13 protein-coding genes are annotated in these 16,771 nt (G+C 67.9%); 2 read left to right on the top strand and 11 right to left on the bottom strand.

What is annotated here, in order from left to right:
- Positions 1 to 30: 30 nt before the first annotated feature.
- The 8 genes from WFI52_RS03070 to WFI52_RS03035 all read right to left on the bottom strand — a co-directional run bounded on the left by WFI52_RS03070 (position 31) and on the right by WFI52_RS03035 (position 10,207).
- Positions 31 to 2,160: an ABC transporter ATP-binding protein gene (locus WFI52_RS03070; RefSeq protein ID WP_336625063.1), complete on the bottom strand. Its 2,130-nt coding sequence runs from the start codon at positions 2,158 to 2,160 to the stop codon at positions 31 to 33.
- The gene (locus WFI52_RS03065) at positions 2,153 to 3,079 is read right to left on the bottom strand and encodes an ABC transporter permease (RefSeq protein WP_336625064.1); all 927 of its coding nucleotides are present in this window, start codon (positions 3,077 to 3,079) and stop codon (positions 2,153 to 2,155) included. Before WFI52_RS03065 ends, WFI52_RS03070 begins: the two co-directional genes overlap by 8 nt.
- A 1-nt stretch (position 3,080) precedes the next feature.
- Positions 3,081 to 4,064 (bottom strand): ABC transporter permease, encoded by a 984-nt coding sequence (locus WFI52_RS03060; protein ID WP_336625065.1) that lies wholly within the window; start codon positions 4,062 to 4,064, stop codon positions 3,081 to 3,083.
- A 216-nt stretch (positions 4,065 to 4,280) separates the two neighbouring features.
- Positions 4,281 to 4,865 carry a PH domain-containing protein gene (locus WFI52_RS03055; protein ID WP_336625066.1) on the bottom strand — a complete coding sequence of 195 codons (585 nt, stop codon included), beginning with the start codon at positions 4,863 to 4,865 and terminating at the stop codon, positions 4,281 to 4,283.
- 2 nt (positions 4,866 to 4,867) lie between these two features.
- A complete protein-coding gene (locus WFI52_RS03050) occupies positions 4,868 to 6,550 on the bottom strand; it encodes an ABC transporter ATP-binding protein (protein WP_336625067.1) in 1,683 nt (560 codons plus the stop codon).
- Positions 6,547 to 7,509 carry an ABC transporter permease gene (locus tag WFI52_RS03045; protein ID WP_336625068.1) on the bottom strand — a complete coding sequence of 321 codons (963 nt, stop codon included), beginning with the start codon at positions 7,507 to 7,509 and terminating at the stop codon, positions 6,547 to 6,549. Before WFI52_RS03045 ends, WFI52_RS03050 begins: the two co-directional genes overlap by 4 nt.
- Positions 7,499 to 8,428: an ABC transporter permease gene (locus WFI52_RS03040; protein WP_336637391.1), complete on the bottom strand. Its 930-nt coding sequence runs from the start codon at positions 8,426 to 8,428 to the stop codon at positions 7,499 to 7,501. The genes WFI52_RS03045 and WFI52_RS03040 overlap by 11 nt, the downstream gene beginning before the upstream one ends.
- 159 nt (positions 8,429 to 8,587) lie before the next feature.
- The gene (locus WFI52_RS03035) at positions 8,588 to 10,207 is read right to left on the bottom strand and encodes a peptide ABC transporter substrate-binding protein (RefSeq protein ID WP_336625069.1); all 1,620 of its coding nucleotides are present in this window, start codon (positions 10,205 to 10,207) and stop codon (positions 8,588 to 8,590) included.
- Positions 10,208 to 10,368: 161 nt separating this feature from the next.
- On the opposite strand from WFI52_RS03035, the gene WFI52_RS03030 reads away from it, so the two are divergent.
- Positions 10,369 to 11,169: a CPBP family intramembrane glutamic endopeptidase gene (locus WFI52_RS03030; RefSeq protein WP_336625070.1), complete on the top strand. Its 801-nt coding sequence runs from the start codon at positions 10,369 to 10,371 to the stop codon at positions 11,167 to 11,169.
- A 200-nt stretch (positions 11,170 to 11,369) separates the two neighbouring features.
- Complete coding sequence (locus WFI52_RS03025; RefSeq protein WP_336625071.1) at positions 11,370 to 12,362, top strand: hypothetical protein; 993 nt, start codon at positions 11,370 to 11,372, stop codon at positions 12,360 to 12,362.
- Between the two features lie 36 nt (positions 12,363 to 12,398).
- Here WFI52_RS03025 and gcvP read toward each other — a convergent pair whose 3' ends face one another.
- The 3 genes from gcvP to gcvT are packed head-to-tail and all read right to left on the bottom strand — an operon-like array spanning position 12,399 to position 16,752.
- Positions 12,399 to 15,215 (bottom strand): aminomethyl-transferring glycine dehydrogenase, encoded by a 2,817-nt coding sequence (gcvP, locus tag WFI52_RS03020; RefSeq protein WP_442927679.1) that lies wholly within the window; start codon positions 15,213 to 15,215, stop codon positions 12,399 to 12,401.
- Positions 15,216 to 15,271: 56 nt separating this feature from the next.
- Entirely contained in the window at positions 15,272 to 15,652 is a 381-nt protein-coding gene (gene gcvH / locus WFI52_RS03015) for a glycine cleavage system protein GcvH (RefSeq protein WP_336625073.1), read from the bottom strand.
- Positions 15,649 to 16,752 (bottom strand): glycine cleavage system aminomethyltransferase GcvT, encoded by a 1,104-nt coding sequence (gcvT, locus tag WFI52_RS03010; protein ID WP_336625628.1) that lies wholly within the window; start codon positions 16,750 to 16,752, stop codon positions 15,649 to 15,651. The genes gcvH and gcvT overlap by 4 nt, the downstream gene beginning before the upstream one ends.
- Positions 16,753 to 16,771 lie beyond the last annotated feature (19 nt).

The raw sequence follows: 16,771 nt of genomic DNA, 5'->3' as shown, positions 1-16,771 counted from the left end.
GGCGTGGTGCCGCCGCCCGGGGGTTCTTGGTCACGACGCCGGCTGCAGCGCCGCGTCATCCACGAGCGCGGAGCGATCCGCGTGGTGGCAGGCGACGCGGGTGCGACCGTGCGGTGTGAGTACGGGGTCGGAAGCCCGGCACAGCTCCTGGGCGCCCTCGTCGAGCAGGGCGTACAGCGGGCAGCGCGTCCGGAAGCGGCATCCCGTGATCTCCTGCGTGGGGCTCGGCAGATCGCCGTTGAGGAGGATGCGGGTACGCCCGCGCTCGATCCGCGGGTCGGGGATGGGCGCCGCGGAGATGAGCGCCTTCGTGTAGGGATGCCGGGGGTTCGAGAACACGTCGGCGATAGGACCCTGCTCGACGATCGCGCCGAGGTACATGACCGCGACGTCGTCGGCGATTTGCCGGACGACAGCGAGGTCGTGCGCGACGAAGAGGTAGGAGAGTCCGAGACGCTCGCGCAGGTCCTCGAGCAGGTTGATGACACCCGCCTGGATGGACACATCGAGCGCCGAGACGGGCTCGTCGAGGATCAGTACGGCGGGATTGGTCGACAGCGCCCGGGCGATGCCGATGCGCTGGCGCTGACCGCCGGAGAATTCGTGCGGGTAGCGATCAGCCATCGCGGGATCGAGCCCGACCAGCTCGAGCAGCTCGGTGACGCGCTGGTCACGTTCGGCCTTCGGCACTCCCTGCACCCAGAGCGGCTCGGTGATCACCTCGCCGACCGGAAGGCGGGGGTCGATCGCGCCCATCGGGTCCTGGAAGACGATCTGCACGTCGCGGCGAAGCTTCTTGATCTGCTTCTTCGACGCCGACGCGACATCGACGCCCTCGATCGTGATCGCGCCATGTTGAGGCGCCGCCATCTCCATGACCTCGAGGATCGTGGTCGTCTTACCGCAGCCGGACTCGCCGACGAGGCCGAGGGTGCGGCCCGGGCGGAGGGTGAACGACACGCCGTCGACGGCACGCACGGTGCCGACACGACGGGGGAAGACCGACCCCCGCATGAGCGGAAAGTGACGCTTGAGGCCGTCGACGTCGAGGACGGGCCCGCCATCGGTCTCGGCGCGCTCATCGGCAGGCATGGCCTCGGGCCGCGGGAAGACCTCGGAACGGAGGAGCTCACCGCCGACGATCTCGCCCGCCCGGATGCACGCGGAGACATGCTCCGGCTCGGCAGGGTCATGTGCCACGAGCGAGGGCTCGACCTCTCGACACGCGTCGATCGCGATCGGGCAGCGGGCCGCGAACGGGCACCCCTGCGGAAGGCTCGCGAGGGACGGCGGACGCCCCTCCAGCGGCACGAGGCGGTGCGTGCCCGCCGTGAGCATATTCGGGACCGAGCGCAGAAGGCCGATCGAGTAGGGCATCTGCGGCGCCGTGAACACGTCCTCGGTCGTGCCCATCTCGACGAGCTTCCCCGCGTACATGACGCCCACACGGTCCGCGTGGCCGGCGACGACGCCGAGGTCGTGCGTGATGAGCACGATCGATGCGCCCGTGATCTCCTTCGCCGTCTCCAGCACCTCGAGGATCTGCGCCTGGATCGTGACATCGAGTGCGGTCGTCGGCTCGTCGGCCAGGATCACCTTGGGGTCGTTCGCGATCGCCATGGCGATCATGGCGCGCTGGCGCATGCCGCCCGAGTATTCGTGCGGGAACGCCTTCGCACGACGCTCGGCATCGGGAATCCCGACGACCTTGAGCAGCTCGACGGCGCGGGCAGCCGCGGCGCCTGCCGACAGGTGCGAATCATGCAGTCGCAGTGCTTCGGCGATCTGGTCGCCCACCGTGTAGACGGGCGTGAGCGCGGACAGCGGGTCCTGGAAGACCATCGCGAGGTCTTTGCCGCGGATCTTCGACAGGCGGTTGTCGTCGAGACCGAGGAGTGACTGCCCCTCGAACTCGATCGCTCCCGTGATCTGCGCCGTCGAGGGCAGCAGGCCCATCACCGCGAGCGACGACACGGACTTTCCGGACCCCGACTCCCCCACGATCCCGAGGAACTCACCGGGGTAGACGTCGTAGGAGATGCCGCGGACGGCCTGCACGGCGTTGCCCTCGCGCTGCGGGAACGTGACGCTGAGGTCCCGCACCGACAACAGGGGCGCTCCGGTGCGTCCGCGGGGTGTGTGAAGGAGGGCGTCAGTCACGGTTCATTCCAGAGGTCGGGTCGATCGCGTCGCGCAGCGCATCGCCGACGAGGCTGATCGCGAAGAGCAGGATGATGAGGACGAAGGCGGGGAAGACGAAAAGCCACGGGCGCGTGACCGCCGCCGCCGTGCCGTCGGACAGGAGCGTTCCGAGCGACACGTCGGGCTTCTGGATGCCGAAGCCGAAGTAGCTCAGCGACGTCTCTGCCATGATCGCCGAGACGACACCGAGTGTCGCATCGATGATGAGGAGCGATGCCATGTTCGGGATGATGTGACGGCTGAGGATGGTGTGCGTCGGCATCCCCATGTACCGCGCCGCGCGCACGAAGTCACGGTTGCGGAGGGACCTCGTCTGCGACCGCACCACCTGCGCCATGATCATCCAGCTGAACAGGGCGATGTAGAACATCAGCACGACCCAGGACAGACCCTTGATGAGCGGGCTCAACAGGATGAACAGGAAGAACGCCGGGATCACGAGGAGCAGCAGGATGATCCACTGCACGATCCGATCGAGCCATCCGCCGATGTAGCCCGACGCCGAACCGACGATCGCGGCGATGAGCGTCGCCGTCGGGCCGGCCACGAGACCGATGATGAGCGACTTCTGCAGGCCTGCGAGCGTCTGCGCGTAGATGTCCTGGCCGATCGAGTTGGTACCGAACCAGTGGATCATGGTCGGGCCCATGCCCATGTTGAGGACGTCGCGATCGGTGATCGACCACTGGTAGACGAGCGGCCCGATGAACGCCCACACGATGATCAGCGCCACGATCGACGCGCCGATCCAGAACCGCGGCATCCGCTTCAAGCGCTGCCAGACCAGGCCCGAGCGCGACAGCGGGCGGCGAGTCTTGGTGACTTCGCTGACGGCGTCGAGCGTGCCCTCCATCGCCTTCTCCTGCATGACCGACATGTCAGTTCCTCACTCTCGGGTCGAGTGCGGCGTAGAGCACTTCGGACAGCGTCGACGCGATGAGATAGAGGACCGCCACGAACAGGGCCGAGCCGGCGACGGCGTTGATGTCGTTCTTCTGGATCGCCTCGATCTGGAACTGGCCCATTCCGCGCCAGCTGAAGACGATCTCGAGCATCGCGGACCCGGCGATGAGCGTGCCGAAGCTGTACGCGAAGAACGTCGACATGGGGATGAGCGCGAGGCGCACTCCGTGACGGAACAACGCCTTCGACCGTGGCAGCCCCTTCGCGCGCGCCGTGCGGATGTAGTCCGCGCCCAGCACATCGAGCATGACATTGCGCTGGTAGCGCGAGAACCCGGCGGCGCCGATCATCGCGAGCGCGATCGTCGGCAGCAGCAGGTGCACCGCGCGGTCGAGGGCCAGATCCCACCAGCTTCCCGAGATGCCGGCGGTGTACTCCCCCGTGAAGGTGATCACCTGCGAGCCGACGAGGTTGTTGAACTGCGTCGCGAGGATCATCAGCAGCACGCCGATGACGAAGGTCGGCGTCGCGATGACCACGAACGAGGCGTACGTCACGATCTGGTCGCTCGCGCGGTACTGGCGCACGGCTCCCCAGACTCCGAGCAGCACGCCGATGACGGCGCCGAGCAGCGAACCGATGAGAAGCAGGCGCAAGCTCGTCCCCGAGCGGGCCGCGATCTCAGCCGTGACCTGCGCGCCGCCGACGGTGGTGCCCATGGAGAACTGCGTGAACAGCCCCACGAGCCAGTTCCACAGCCGCACGATGATCGGCACGTCCGGGTTCACGCCCATCGCATTCAGCGACGCGTCGATGGATGACTGCGGAGGGCGCGGATTGATGCCGTAGAACCGCGCGGCGGGATCGAGGGCGATGCTGGCCAGGACGTACGCCATGCACGTCGCGATCAGACTCAGGATCGCGTAGTTCAGAAAGCGCCGGATGACGTAGAGGGTCATCGAAGAGGGCTCGCGCAGACGGTCGGAGCGGAAGGATGGATCATCATTGTTCTTTCATCGAGGGCGACTCGAGCGGCCTTCGGTTCATCGACCTTAACTCGCTGAACGCTCTCCGACCGTCGTTGGCCGGGACTCTTTGCATGACCGTAACATTCCGTCACACGCATGCAAAATGCCCACTTCCAACCTGTGAATAGTTGCCAACCTGCGCTGTCGTCAGGCGACACTCAGAACGGATATCGCAGCGGCGACGATGAGAACGCCCACTGCGACGAGGCCCGGAGCATCCCAGGCGCGCGCCAGGGCGCCCGCCCCTGAGGCGGGGGAATCCGACGCCTGCCAGGCGTCGCGCAGCTCACCGATATCGCGCATCCACGCGGGCACGCGGCTCGGTTCGCGGGCTGTCCGTGCTGCTCTTCCGGGCCTCCCGGCGACGGGACCGCCATAAGCGACAATCGTCGACCCGCCGGTCAGCGCGAACTGCAGCTGCCACCGCATCTCGATGTCGGACACGCGCGACCACGGGATCCACGTGCGCCGGAGGTAGTTCTGCACGAGCACCCCGTCGCGGTCGAAGGCGACATGCGGTGCGTAGAGCGCGACGTAGACGCCCCAGACAGCGAGCAGGATCCACGGGGCGAGGCGCAGCATCTCGGGCAAGCCCGCGCGTATCGCGGCATCCACCAGCAGCCACAGCGCGACCACGCCGGACACGATCAGGATGACCGTGCCCGACGTGGGCCGCAGAACGCGCCGAGCGGGCGCATCGGCTGCGCCGTGACGGCGACGAGCGAGGGACACGCTCAGAGGCTTCCCGCGGCTCCACCGCCGAGGGTGATGCTCGCGCCCGGGATCGCGTCGAGCAGACGCCTCGTGTACTCCTGTGCGGGGTTCGCGAAGATCTCGTCGACACTTCCCTGCTCCACGACCTTGCCTCGCTCCATGACGCAGACGAGGTCGGCCACCACGCGGACGACGGCGAGGTCGTGCGTGATGAACAGGTAGGTGAGACCGAGCTCGGACTGCAGCTCGGCGAGGAGCTTCAGGATCTGATCCTGCACGAGCACGTCGAGCGCAGAGACCGCCTCGTCGAGGACCACGATGTCGGGCTTGAGTGCGAGCGCCCGCGCGATCGCGACCCGCTGGCGCTGGCCACCGGACAGCTCGTTCGCGTAGCGCGAGGCGAGGCTCTGCGGGAGAGACACCTGGTCGAGAAGCTCGCGCACGCGCTCGCGGCGCGAGGCCGCCGTGCCGACCTTGTGGATCTCGAGCGGTTCCGCGATCGTGTTCTCGATGTTGCGCAGCGGATCGAGTGACCCGTACGGGTCCTGGAACACGGGCTGCATGCGCCGACGCAGCGCGAAGATCTCCTTGCGCGAGAGCTTCGCCGTGTCGACGCCGTCGATCTCGATCGTGCCCGAGGTCGGATCTTCGAGCTTCAGCACCATCTTGGCGACGGTCGACTTGCCCGAGCCCGACTCGCCGACGAGGGCGAGAGTCTTGCCGCGCGGGATGTCGAACGACACGGAATCCACAGCGCGGAACGGCTCACTGCGGAAGCTGCCCTGACGGATCTTGTAGTCCTTCGTCAGCTCGCGCACGCGCAGCGTCGGCGTCGCGTCGGCGATGTCGGATGCTGTCCGGACGCCCCGGTCCTCCGCCACCGCCTGAATGCGCTGCGACGCGATCGACGGAGCGGCGGCGACCAGGCGCTGCGTATACGGGTGCTGCGGGTTCTCGAGAATGAGCCGGCTCGGTCCCGCCTCGACGATCTCGCCGTCCTTCATGACGATGATCCGCTCGGCGCGCTCGGCCGCAAGGCCGAGATCGTGCGTGATGAGGAGCACCGACGTGCCCTTCTCGCGCGTGAGGCCGGCCATGTGATCGAGGATGACGCGCTGCACCGTGACATCCAGCGCCGACGTCGGCTCGTCGGCGATCAGCAGCTTCGGGTCGGCGGCGAGACCGATACCGATCAGTGCGCGCTGACGCATGCCGCCGGAGAACTGGTGCGGGTACTGGTGCATACGCTTGTCGGCATCGGCGAGACCGGCTTGCTTCAGCACCTCGATGGCGCGTGCCTCGATCTCCTTCTTGCCCGACGCGATGCCGTTGGCGCGCACAGCCTCCTTCACCTGGAAGCCGATCGACCACACGGGGTTCAGGTTCGACATCGGATCCTGCGGCACGTAACCGATCTCACGTCCGCGGATGTCCTCCATCTGCGCCTTGTTGTAGAGCGTGAGGTCCTCGGCGCCGAGCATGATGGTGCCCGATGTGACGTGGCCGGTCCCGGGCAGCAGGTGGATGAGGGCGGATGCCGTCGTCGACTTGCCCGATCCCGACTCCCCCACGATGGCGAGCGTCTCGCCGGGGAAGATGTCGAAGCTGACGCCGTGCAGTACTTCGCGGCTGCCGGACTGCGACTCGAACGCGACGCGCAGGTCGCGCACGCTCAGCAGCGGTTCGCGTGAGGTCGCGTTCATCGGCGGGCCCTCGCTCTCGGATCGAGGGCGTCGCGGATGAGCTCGCCCAGAAGGATGAAGGCCAGCACCGTGACCGTCAGGATGATCGACGGGTAGATGAGAGCCATCGGAGCCACGCGCAGAGACTGCTGCGCCTGCGCAATGTCATTGCCCCACGACATGACGTTGCCGCCGAGCCCGACGCCCAGGAACGCGAGGGTCGCTTCCGCGACGATCGCCGCGGCGAGCGAAATCGTCGTGACGACGAGCAGCGGCGCGATCGCATTGGGGACGACGTGCGAGAGCAGGGTGCCGAAGCGCGACTTTCCCAGGGCCCGCGACGCGGTGACGAAGTCCGCCTGCCGCACACGCAGGACCTCGGCGCGCATGACGCGGGCGGTGGATGCCCAGGCGAAGCCGCCGATCGCGAACGCGAGAGTGAGGACGTTGCGATTGGCGGAGAAGACGCTCATCACGACGATCGCCGCGAGGATGTACGGGATCGAGAAGAAGATGTCGCCGATCCGCGAGAGCAGCGAGTCGAGCCAGCCCCCGTAGAAGCCGGCGAATGCGCCCATGACGAGACCGATCACGGTCCCGATGATCGTCGCGATGAGACCGACCGAGAGCGACGTGCGCGCACCCCACACCATGCGTGCCCAGACATCGCAGCCGAGGAACGTGAATCCGAGCGGATGCCCGTCAGTGGGACCTCCGTTGCTGTTGCCCAGCTGACAGTCGTTGTTCGGCGGCACCTGCGTGAACAGCGTGGGCCAGATCGCCATCAGCAGCACGATGGCGACGACGAGGAGGCTGAGCCAGAAGACGGGGCGGCGGCGAAGATCGCGCCACGCGTCGGTCCAGAGATTGCTGGGCTTCTCGTCGACGCGCACGGCGTCGACGACGAGAGTCGTCGTCGCAGGGGCGACGTAGTGGTTCACCCCCGCAGGGCCACCGGAGTTGTGGAGATCACTTGACATAGCGGATCCTCGGGTCGAGCAGCCCGTAGAGCAGATCTACGAGCAGGTTGACGAGCACATAGATGATCACGAACACCGTGACGAACGAGACGACCGTGGGGCCCTCGTGCTTCTGCACGGCGTGGAAGAGCGTATTGCCGACGCCGGGCACGTTGAAGATGCCCTCGGTGACGGTCGCGCCGACCAGCAGCACGCCGAAGTTCGTCGCGGAGTTCGTGATGACGGGGATGAGCGAGTTGCGCAGCACGTGCACGGGGATGACCCGCGAGCGGGACAGGCCCTTGCCGTACGCGGTGCGCACCCAGTCCTGGTTGAGGGTGTCGATGACCGACGAGCGCATGAGCCGCATGCTGGTCGCGTAGAGGCTGAGGCCGAGGACGATCGCCGGCAGCCACAGGTCGCCCCAGTCGTTCTGCGCGCCCACCGTGGGCTTGAACCAGCCCCACTGGATCGCGAGGAAGTACTGCGCGAGGAAGCTCAGCACGAAGATGGGCAGCGCCACAAAGATGAGTGCGACGACGAGTGACGTGTTGTCGAAGAGCTTGCCCTTACGCAGCGCCGAGATGGTGCCGATGATGATCGCCAGAGTGAACTCGATCGCGATCGCCATGACCGCGAGGCGGCCCGTGACCGGGAGTGTCCGGGCGAGAACGTCATTGACGGACTGACCGGAGAAGGTCACGCCCAGGTTTCCCTGGAAGATGCCGGTGATGTAGTAGAAGTACTGCACGAAGAACGGCTCATCGAGGTGATACTGCGCACGCAGCTGAGCGACCACCGCAGGGTTCGGAGTCTTGTCGCCGAACAGGGCGATGATCGGATCTCCCGGTAGTGCGAAGACCATGAAGTAGATGAGCAGAGTGGCCCCGAAGAACACGGGGATCACCTGCAACAGGCGTCTGAGGATGTAACCGAGCATCCCTCTCCTTCAGATGTGGGGCGCGGCGCGTCGGGCACGGCCGGAAACCCGCTAGAAGCATCGTGCCGCGCGAACGGCGCGGACGCGAGAGCCAGATGGACATACCGTGGGGCGGTGACTCGGTGTCACCGCCCCACGGATGATCAGGGAATGATCGGATTACTTGGTGATGAGGTAGTACAGGGGCACCGAGTTCCAACCGAACTCGACGTTCTGCACACCCTCGGCGATACCGCCGGTGACGTTCGAGTACCACAGCGGCGTCGCCGGGAGATCCTTCAGCAGGATCGACTGAGCCTTCTGGAAGTCCTCGTTGGCGGTCGCCGAGTCGGTGGCCGAGATGCCATCGGACAGCAGCTTGTCGAAGTCGGGGTTCGAGTAGTCACCGTCGTTCGAGCCGGCGTTGGTCGCGTAGAGCGGGCCGAGGAAGTTGTACAGACCCGGGTAGTCGGCCTGCCAACCGGTGCGGAAGGCGGTCTGGATCGTGCGACCCGTGACCTCCTTGCGCAGCGACGCGAAGTCGGCGAACGGAGCACCGGACGCATCGATCCCCAGCGTGTTCTTGATCGAGTTCGTCACCGCGTCGACCCACGTCTGGTGGCCGCCGTCGGCGTTGTACGCGATCTGGAACGAGCCCGACCACGGCGAGATGGCGTCGGCCTGCGCCCACAGCTTCTTCGCCTCGTCGGGGTTGTACGCGAGCACGTCGGCGCCCTCGAGCTTGTCCGACCAGCCGTCGATGACGGGAGACGTGAAGTCGCTCGCCGGAGTGCGCGTGCCGTTGAAGACGACCTTCGTGATCTCCTCGCGGTTGATCGACATCGAGATCGCCTGGCGGCGCAGCTGACCCTCTTCACCCGAGAAGTGCGCGAGGCGCGACGGGATGGTGAAGGACTGGAAGACGGCCGCGGGCTGGTTGACCGCACGGTCACCGAGCTCCGACTCGAAGGTCGCGAGCGCGGACGGCGGAACGCCGTCGATGACGTCGACCTCACCCGAGAGCAGGTCGGCGTACGCGGCATCCTGCGTCGCGTAGAAGACGATGTCCAGGCCCGCGTTGTGCGCTGCACGGCCGCCCTGGTAGTCGTCGTTCTTCACGAGCGAGATCTGCACGTTGTGCTCCCACGCGTCGGCAGAGGCGATCTTGTAGGGACCGTTGCCGATGGGGTTCTGACCGAACGCGTCCATGTCCTCGAACGCGACGTCCGGGAGCGGGTAGAACGCGGAGTAACCGAGACGCAGCGCGAAGTCGGATGCCGGCTTGTTGAGCGCGATCGTGAAGGTGTAGTCGTCGACTTCCTTCAGACCCGTGAGGTCGGAGTCCTCGTCGTAGCTGAAGCCCTCGATGTCCTCGAAGAAGTAGCTGTTCAGCTGGGCGTTGGACAGCTTCGCGCCGTAGTTCCACGCCTCGATGAAGTTGTGGGCCTGCACCTCGGTGCCGTCCGTGAACTTCTGGCCCTTCTTGAGCTTGACCGTGAGGTTCTGCGCGTCGTCGACGGTGATCGACTCGGCCATGTCGTTCTGCGGCGCACCCTTGGCGTCGTAGTAGACCAGGCCCGCGAAGATCTCGTCCAGGATCTTGCCGCCACCGACCTCGTTGGTGTTGGTCGGGATCAGCGGGTTCTCGGGCTCGGAACCGTTCGTCTTGATGATGGCGGTGCTGTCGCCGCCTCCCGACGCGCTCGGCGAGCCGCTGCCACTGCCGGAGCAGCCCGCGAGGGCCAGTCCTCCGGCGACGAGCAGCGCGATGCCCGCGAGGGCGATCTTGTTGCGCTTCAACTTGTCCTCCTGTGCAAGGGTGAATCGCCCACGGCGTGCTGTGAGAACGCAGGGGCGGGAATAGGGAAACTGTAAGTAACGGATCACTCTTCGACAAATCAACCCAGGAAAACGTTACAGACCCTTAACTCGATCGATCGCAGATGTGGCAATCTGACAAGATGATCGCCGATCGTGACCCATTCGGCCCTGCAGCACCCTCGGCATCCCCACCCCGTCTGCGCATGTCGCTCTGGTGGGAGATCGCGATCGTGCTCTGCCTGTCGGTGGGGCGCTCGGCCGTCTACTCGGTGCTGCAGCTCGTGCAGGCGCTCACGCGCGAGCAGGCGCTGGGCGATCAGTCGACGGCGCTCAACCCGGGCGCGGCCGCACAGGAGTTCTGGGACGTGCTCTATCAGTTCGTCGCGGCATTCTTCGGTTTCGCGCCGATCGCCCTCGCGATCTACCTGCTGTGGGAGCCGGGTCGGTCGGCCTTCCGGAGGATCGGGCTCGACTTCCGGCTGTTCGGACGGGATCTGGGCGCCGGCATCCTGCTCGTCGTCGTCATCGGCGTACCGGGGCTGGGACTGTACGCCGCCGGGCGATCACTCGGGATCACGGTGCAGGTGGATGCCGCGCCGCTCGACGCCTCGTGGTGGACGGTTCCGCTGCTGCTCATCGCGGCGCTGCGGGCGGGGCTCACGGAAGAGGTCATCTTCATCGGGTACCTGTTCGACCGGTTGCGCCGGCTCGGGTGGAGCACGTGGACGATCATCCTGTCGACGGCGGCGCTGCGCGGGGCGTACCACGCGTACCAGGGATTCGGCTCGATCGTCGGCAACATGGCGATGGGTGTGGTGTTCGGCTGGGTCTACCATCGCTGGGGGCGGGTCATGCCCCTCGTCATCGCCCACACCGTGATCGACGTGATCGCGTTCGTCGGCTACCCCCTCGCCGCCGCCTGGTGGCCGGGCCTGTTCTGAGCGGGCGGGGCGGGGCTGGGGTCGGGGTCGGCGAGACCGACCACATGGCGCGAGACCGCCTGCCCGGCGGTGTGTGTGGACGCCTCCGGTCGGTCTCGTGGTGGGTGCGTCGACTGCTTCCCAGGGCGCGAGTTCGGCGGAGCATCCACAGATCGGTCGGTTGGCCCCCGCGTGCGCGGTCGGCGCCCGAGGATGTGGGGATGCCGCTCATCGCCTGCCCCGTCGACCTGATCCTCGCGCGCGAGAAGCGCGCGCTCGGCGAGCGCGTCGCGGGCGACCCGACCCTCCACCGCGTGCGCCCCGGCGTGTACGCCGACAAGATCGCCTGGGCGCGCCTGGCACCGTGGGATCGGTATCTGGCTCGCGTACACGCGGTCGCGCTCACGTGGGATAACCCGGTCTTCATGCTGGAATCCGCCGCGGTCCTCCGCGGGCAGCCGGTCTTCCGCGAGCCGGCAGATATTCATCTGCTCTCGCGCACCGCGCACTCTTACCGCCGCGGCGACGTCGTCGTTCACGCCTCGGCGGATACCCGTGAACTGGTCACCGCACAGGGCCTGATCGCCACCGGGCTGATCGACACCACCGTGGATCTCGTTCGGGTGCTGCCGCCGGCGCACGGACTCGCTGTCGCGGATGCCGCGCTGCGTAGCCTCGGACTGTCGTGCGACGAGCTCGAACTCGACGCGCGGGCGCGGTTGCAGCGCTACGAACGGGGACTGCGCCGGGTGGCCTGGGTGGCCGAACGGGCCACCGGCGCAGCCGAGTCGACCGGTGAGAGCGTCAGTCGCGCCGTGATCGAGTGGCTCGGCTACGAACCGCCCGAACTGCAAGTCACCTTCCACTACGAGGACGTGACCGATCGCGTCGACTTCTTCTGGCGGCGGCAGCGCATCGTGGGCGAGTCCGATGGCTACGGCAAGTACGACGGGGCGGATACCGAGGCATCCAAAGCGCGCTTCATCCGCGAGAAGAAGCGCGAAGACCGGCTGCGCCGCCACCTGGGCGGTTTCGGTCGCTGGGACGTGGCCGACGGGTATGCGTTCACGCGATTGGACGGCATCCTCGGTACGGCCGGACTCACCCCCGTGCGCGCACGGCAGAACGCGTTTCTGCGCACCCTGGCGCACGACCCGCGCTCGGCGGTGCCACGACACCGATCGGCAGGCACGAGACCGACCGGCGGGCGGTAGGTCTCGTGCCAGACGGTCGGTCTCGTGCGCGCGCGGCTACGCGAACGCCTCGACGGGGGGGCAGGCGCATACGAGGTTGCGGTCGCCGTACGCGTTGTCGATGCGGCGGACAGGCGGCCAGTACTTCGTGCGCACCAGGGTGTGCACGGGGTACACCGCCAGCTCGCGCGGGTACGCGTGCGCCCACTCGGTGGCGACGACGGCCGCCGCCGTGTGCGGCGCGTTCACGAGGGGATTGTCGGATGCCGGCCACTCCCCCTCCTGCACACGCGACGCTTCGGCGCGGATCGCGATCATCGCCTCGATGAACCGCTCGATCTCGCCCAGGTCCTCCGATTCGGTCGGCTCGACCATGAGGGTCCCCGCCACCGGGAACGACATCGTCGGCGCGTGGAAGCCGTAGTCGATCAGCCGCTTGGCGACGTCGTCGACCGTGATGCCGGTCTCCTCCTTCAGCGGCCGCAGGTCGAGGATGCACTCGTGCGCCACGAGTCCGCCCTCGCCCGAGTAGAGCACCGGGTAGTGCTCGCGCAGCCGCGCGGCGATGTAGTTCGCCGAGAGGACCGCCGCCGCCGTGGCATCCCGGAGGCCCTCCGCACCCATCATGCGGATGTACGCCCACGAGATCGGCAGGATGGATGCCGAGCCGTAGGGCGCCGCGGAGATCGGCCCACCGTCGAAGACGTAGCCGCCCGCGTGCTCGGCGCGCTGCGCGAGCGGGTGCGACGGCAGGAAGGGCGCGAGGTGCGCCTTCGCCGCGACCGGCCCGACGCCCGGGCCTCCCCCGCCGTGCGGGATCGCGAAGGTCTTGTGGAGGTTGAGGTGCGACACGTCGCCACCGAGGTCGCCGAAGCGCGCGAACCCGACGAGCGCGTTCATGTTCGCGCCGTCGACGTAGACCTGCCCGCCCGCCTCGTGCACGGCCGCCGTGATGTCGACGACGTCATGCTCGTAGACGCCGTGCGTCGACGGGTACGTGATCATGAGGGCCGCGAGCGCGTCGGCGTGCTGGGCGATCTTCGCGCGGAGATCATCGAGGTCGACGTTGCCCGCGTCGTCGCATGCGACGACGACGACGCGCATCCCCGCGAGGACGGCGGATGCCGCGTTCGTGCCGTGCGCCGACGACGGGATGAGGCAGACGTCGCGCTGGAGGTCGCCGCGGGAGTGGTGGTACCCGCGGATCGCGAGGAGCCCCGCGAGCTCACCCTGCGAGCCGGCATTCGGCTGAAGCGACACCGCGTCGTAGCCCGTGATCTCGGCGAGCCACGACTCCAGCTGCTCGATGAGCACCAGGTACCCCGCGACATCCTCCGCGGGAGCGAACGGGTGCACGCGCGAGAACTCCGGCCACGACACCGCGGCCATCTCGGTGGCGGCGTTGAGCTTCATCGTGCAGGAGCCGAGCGGGATCATGCCGCGATCGAGCGCGTAGTCGCGGTCGGCGAGCTGCTTGAGGTAGCGCATCATCGCCGTCTCGGAGTGGTGCACATGGAAGACGGGGTGCGTCAGGAACTCGTCTTCACGACGCAGGTTCTCCGGCAGAAGCTCCGAACCCGCGACGGCCGAGAACCCGAAGGCCCGCTGCTCGGGGCCGCCGAACACCTGGGCGAGCGCGTGCAGCTCGCTCGTCGTCGTGGCCTCGTCGACGGAAATGCCGACCGAGTCGCTGTCGCGGAACCACAATTGGAATCCGCGCTCGCGGGCCGTCTCGACGACAGCGCCAGCGCGCCCCGGCACGTTGACGACGATCGTGTCGAAGAAGTCGTCGAAGACGACCTCGTTCCCGGCGGCCACGATCCAATCGCGCAGCAGGTGCGCTTTCGCGGTGACGTCGGCGGCGATCCGGCGCAGGCCGCCGGGACCGTGGTAGACCGCGTACATGGATGCCATGACGGCCAGCAGCACCTGGGCGGTGCAGATGTTCGAGGTCGCCTTCTCGCGCCGGATGTGCTGCTCGCGGGTCTGCAGGGAGAGTCGGTAGGCGGGTGCGCCGGCGGCATCCTGCGAGACGCCGACGAGGCGCCCGGGAAGCTGCCGCTCGAGGCCCGCCCGCACGGCCATGTAGCCGGCGTGCGGACCGCCGAAGCCCATCGGCACTCCGAAGCGCTGCGTCGTGCCGACGGCGATGTCCGCCCCGAGCGAGCCCGGCGAGCGCAGCAGCGTCAGCGCGAGAAGGTCGGCAGCGACGACGACGAGGCCGCCCTGGGCCTGCACCGCGGCGATGGCCTCGGACGGGTCCCCGATGCGGCCCGTGGCGCCGGGGTATTGGATGAAGGCGCCGAACGCACCCTCGGCGGGAACGAATGCACCCTCGGCGGGAACGAATGCACCCTCGACGATCTCGATGCCGACGGCGGCGGCGCGGTGGTGGAGGAGCGCCTTCGTCTGCGGGAGCGCGTCGGCATCCACCAGGAAGACGTTCGACGTCGACTTCGAGGCGCGCCGCGCGACGAGCATGCCCTCGACGACCGCGGTGGACTCGTCCAGCATCGACGCGTTCGCCGTGGCGAGCCCCGTGAGGTCGGTGACCATCGTCTGGAAGTTGATGAGCGCCTCGAGACGCCCCTGCGAGATCTCGGGCTGATAGGGCGTGTACGCCGTGTACCAGGACGGGTTCTCGAAGACGTTCCGCGCGATGACCGACGGCGTCAGCGTGTCGTAGTAACCGAGGCCGATCATCGACCGCGCGGGGCGGTTGAGCGCCGCGAGGGTGCGCAGCTCCGCGAGCGCCTCGGCCTCGGTGGCCGCGGCGGGGATCGCCGACTCGGCGACGGGCGCAGCGTGGATGGATGCCGGGACGGCGCGCTCGACCAGGGCATCGACGGTGTCGTAGCCGAGCGCGCCCAGCATGATCGCCTGCGCATCGGCATCCGTGCCGATATGCCGGTCCCGGAATGCGGCGGAGGTCACTCCTCGCCGCCCGTGAGCGCGACGTAGGCTGCGCGATCCATGAGCGTCTCGACGTCGGCCGGGTCGACCTGGATCTTCACGAGCCATGCGCCGAACGCGTCGCCGTTGACCGAAGAGGGGTCGGAGACGACGGCGTCGTTGATCTCGACGACCTCGCCGGTGAGCGGGGCGTAGAGCTCGCCGACCGACTTCGTCGACTCGATCTCGCCGCAGACCTCGCCTGCGGTCACGCTCGAACCGACAGCCGGAAGGTCGACGTAGACGACATCACCGAGCTTGTCGGCGGCGTAGTCCGTGATGCCGACGGTCGCGACGTCGCCCGCGAGGGCGACCCACTCGTGCTCGTCGGTGTACTTGAGGCTGGTCAGGTCGGTCATGCGGTCCTCCGGTAGAAAGGCAGAGCGGTCACGGTCGCGGGGATGCGGGTTCCCCGCACGTCGATGAAGAGTTCGGTGCCCGCCTCGGCGAACGCGGGCGGAACGAAGGCCATGGCGATGGGGTGGCCGAGCGTGGGGCTGAGAGCCCCGCTCGTGATCTCGCCGATCGGCTCGCCCTCCACGGCTGCGGCGTACACGGCATAGCCGGCGCGGCCGGCGCGGCGTCCTTCCGCCGCGAGACCGACGAGCACGGGCAGGTCGGTGGGCGCGGCGGCGAGCGCCTCCTTGCCGACGAAGTCGTCCTTATCGGATGCCACGACCCGGCCGAGTCCCGCCTGCGCGGGGAGAATGCGATCGCTCAGCTCGTGGCCGTGGAGCGGCATCCCGGCTTCCAGGCGCAGGGTGTCGCGGGAGGCGAGGCCCGCCGGGACGAGGCCGAGAGGCGCGCCTGCGGCAAGCAGAGCGTCCCACAGGGCGGTGGCCACCGCGTTCGGGACCATGAGCTCGAAGCCGTCCTCGCCCGTGTAGCCGGTGCGGGCGACGAAGACGTCTTCACCGGCGAAGCTCCCTCCGAGCCATGCGTAGTATCCGAGCTCGGCGAGGCCCTCGACGGTGAGCCCCGCGGCCGCGTGGACGATCTCCTGCGCACGGGGGCCCTGCACCGCGATGAGAGCGACGTCGTCGGAGATGTCGTCGATCACGGCGTCGCCGACGTAGCGCTCCCACGCCGCGGCCACGAGTGCCCGGTTTCCGGCGTTGGAGATCACGAGGAAGTCCTCGTCACCGCGCCGGTAGACGATGACGTCGTCGATGACGCCGCCGGCATCCGACAGGAGGAGGGAGTACTTCGCCTTGCCGACCTTCATAGAGGAGATCCGACCGGCGAGGGCCGTGTCAAGCACGGCGGCGGCGCCCGGGCCCGCAAGCGTGAACTCGGCCATGTGCGAGATGTCGAACAGGCCCGCGGCGTGGCGTACGGCGTGGTGCTCGGCGAGGTCGGAGGTGTAGCGCACAGGCATCGACCACCCGCCGAAATCGGTGAAGGAGGCACCGAGCGCGGCATGGCGATCGTGGAGTGGGGTGGTGCGAAGTTCGGACACGAGTTCTCCCCGAGATCGG

This window comes from Microbacterium sp. MMO-20 (genome assembly GCF_037147735.1).
GTDB lineage: Bacteria > Actinomycetota > Actinomycetes > Actinomycetales > Microbacteriaceae > Microbacterium.
Note: the sequence above shows the minus strand (reverse complement) of the source record. Positions and strands in the feature narration are given on the sequence as shown.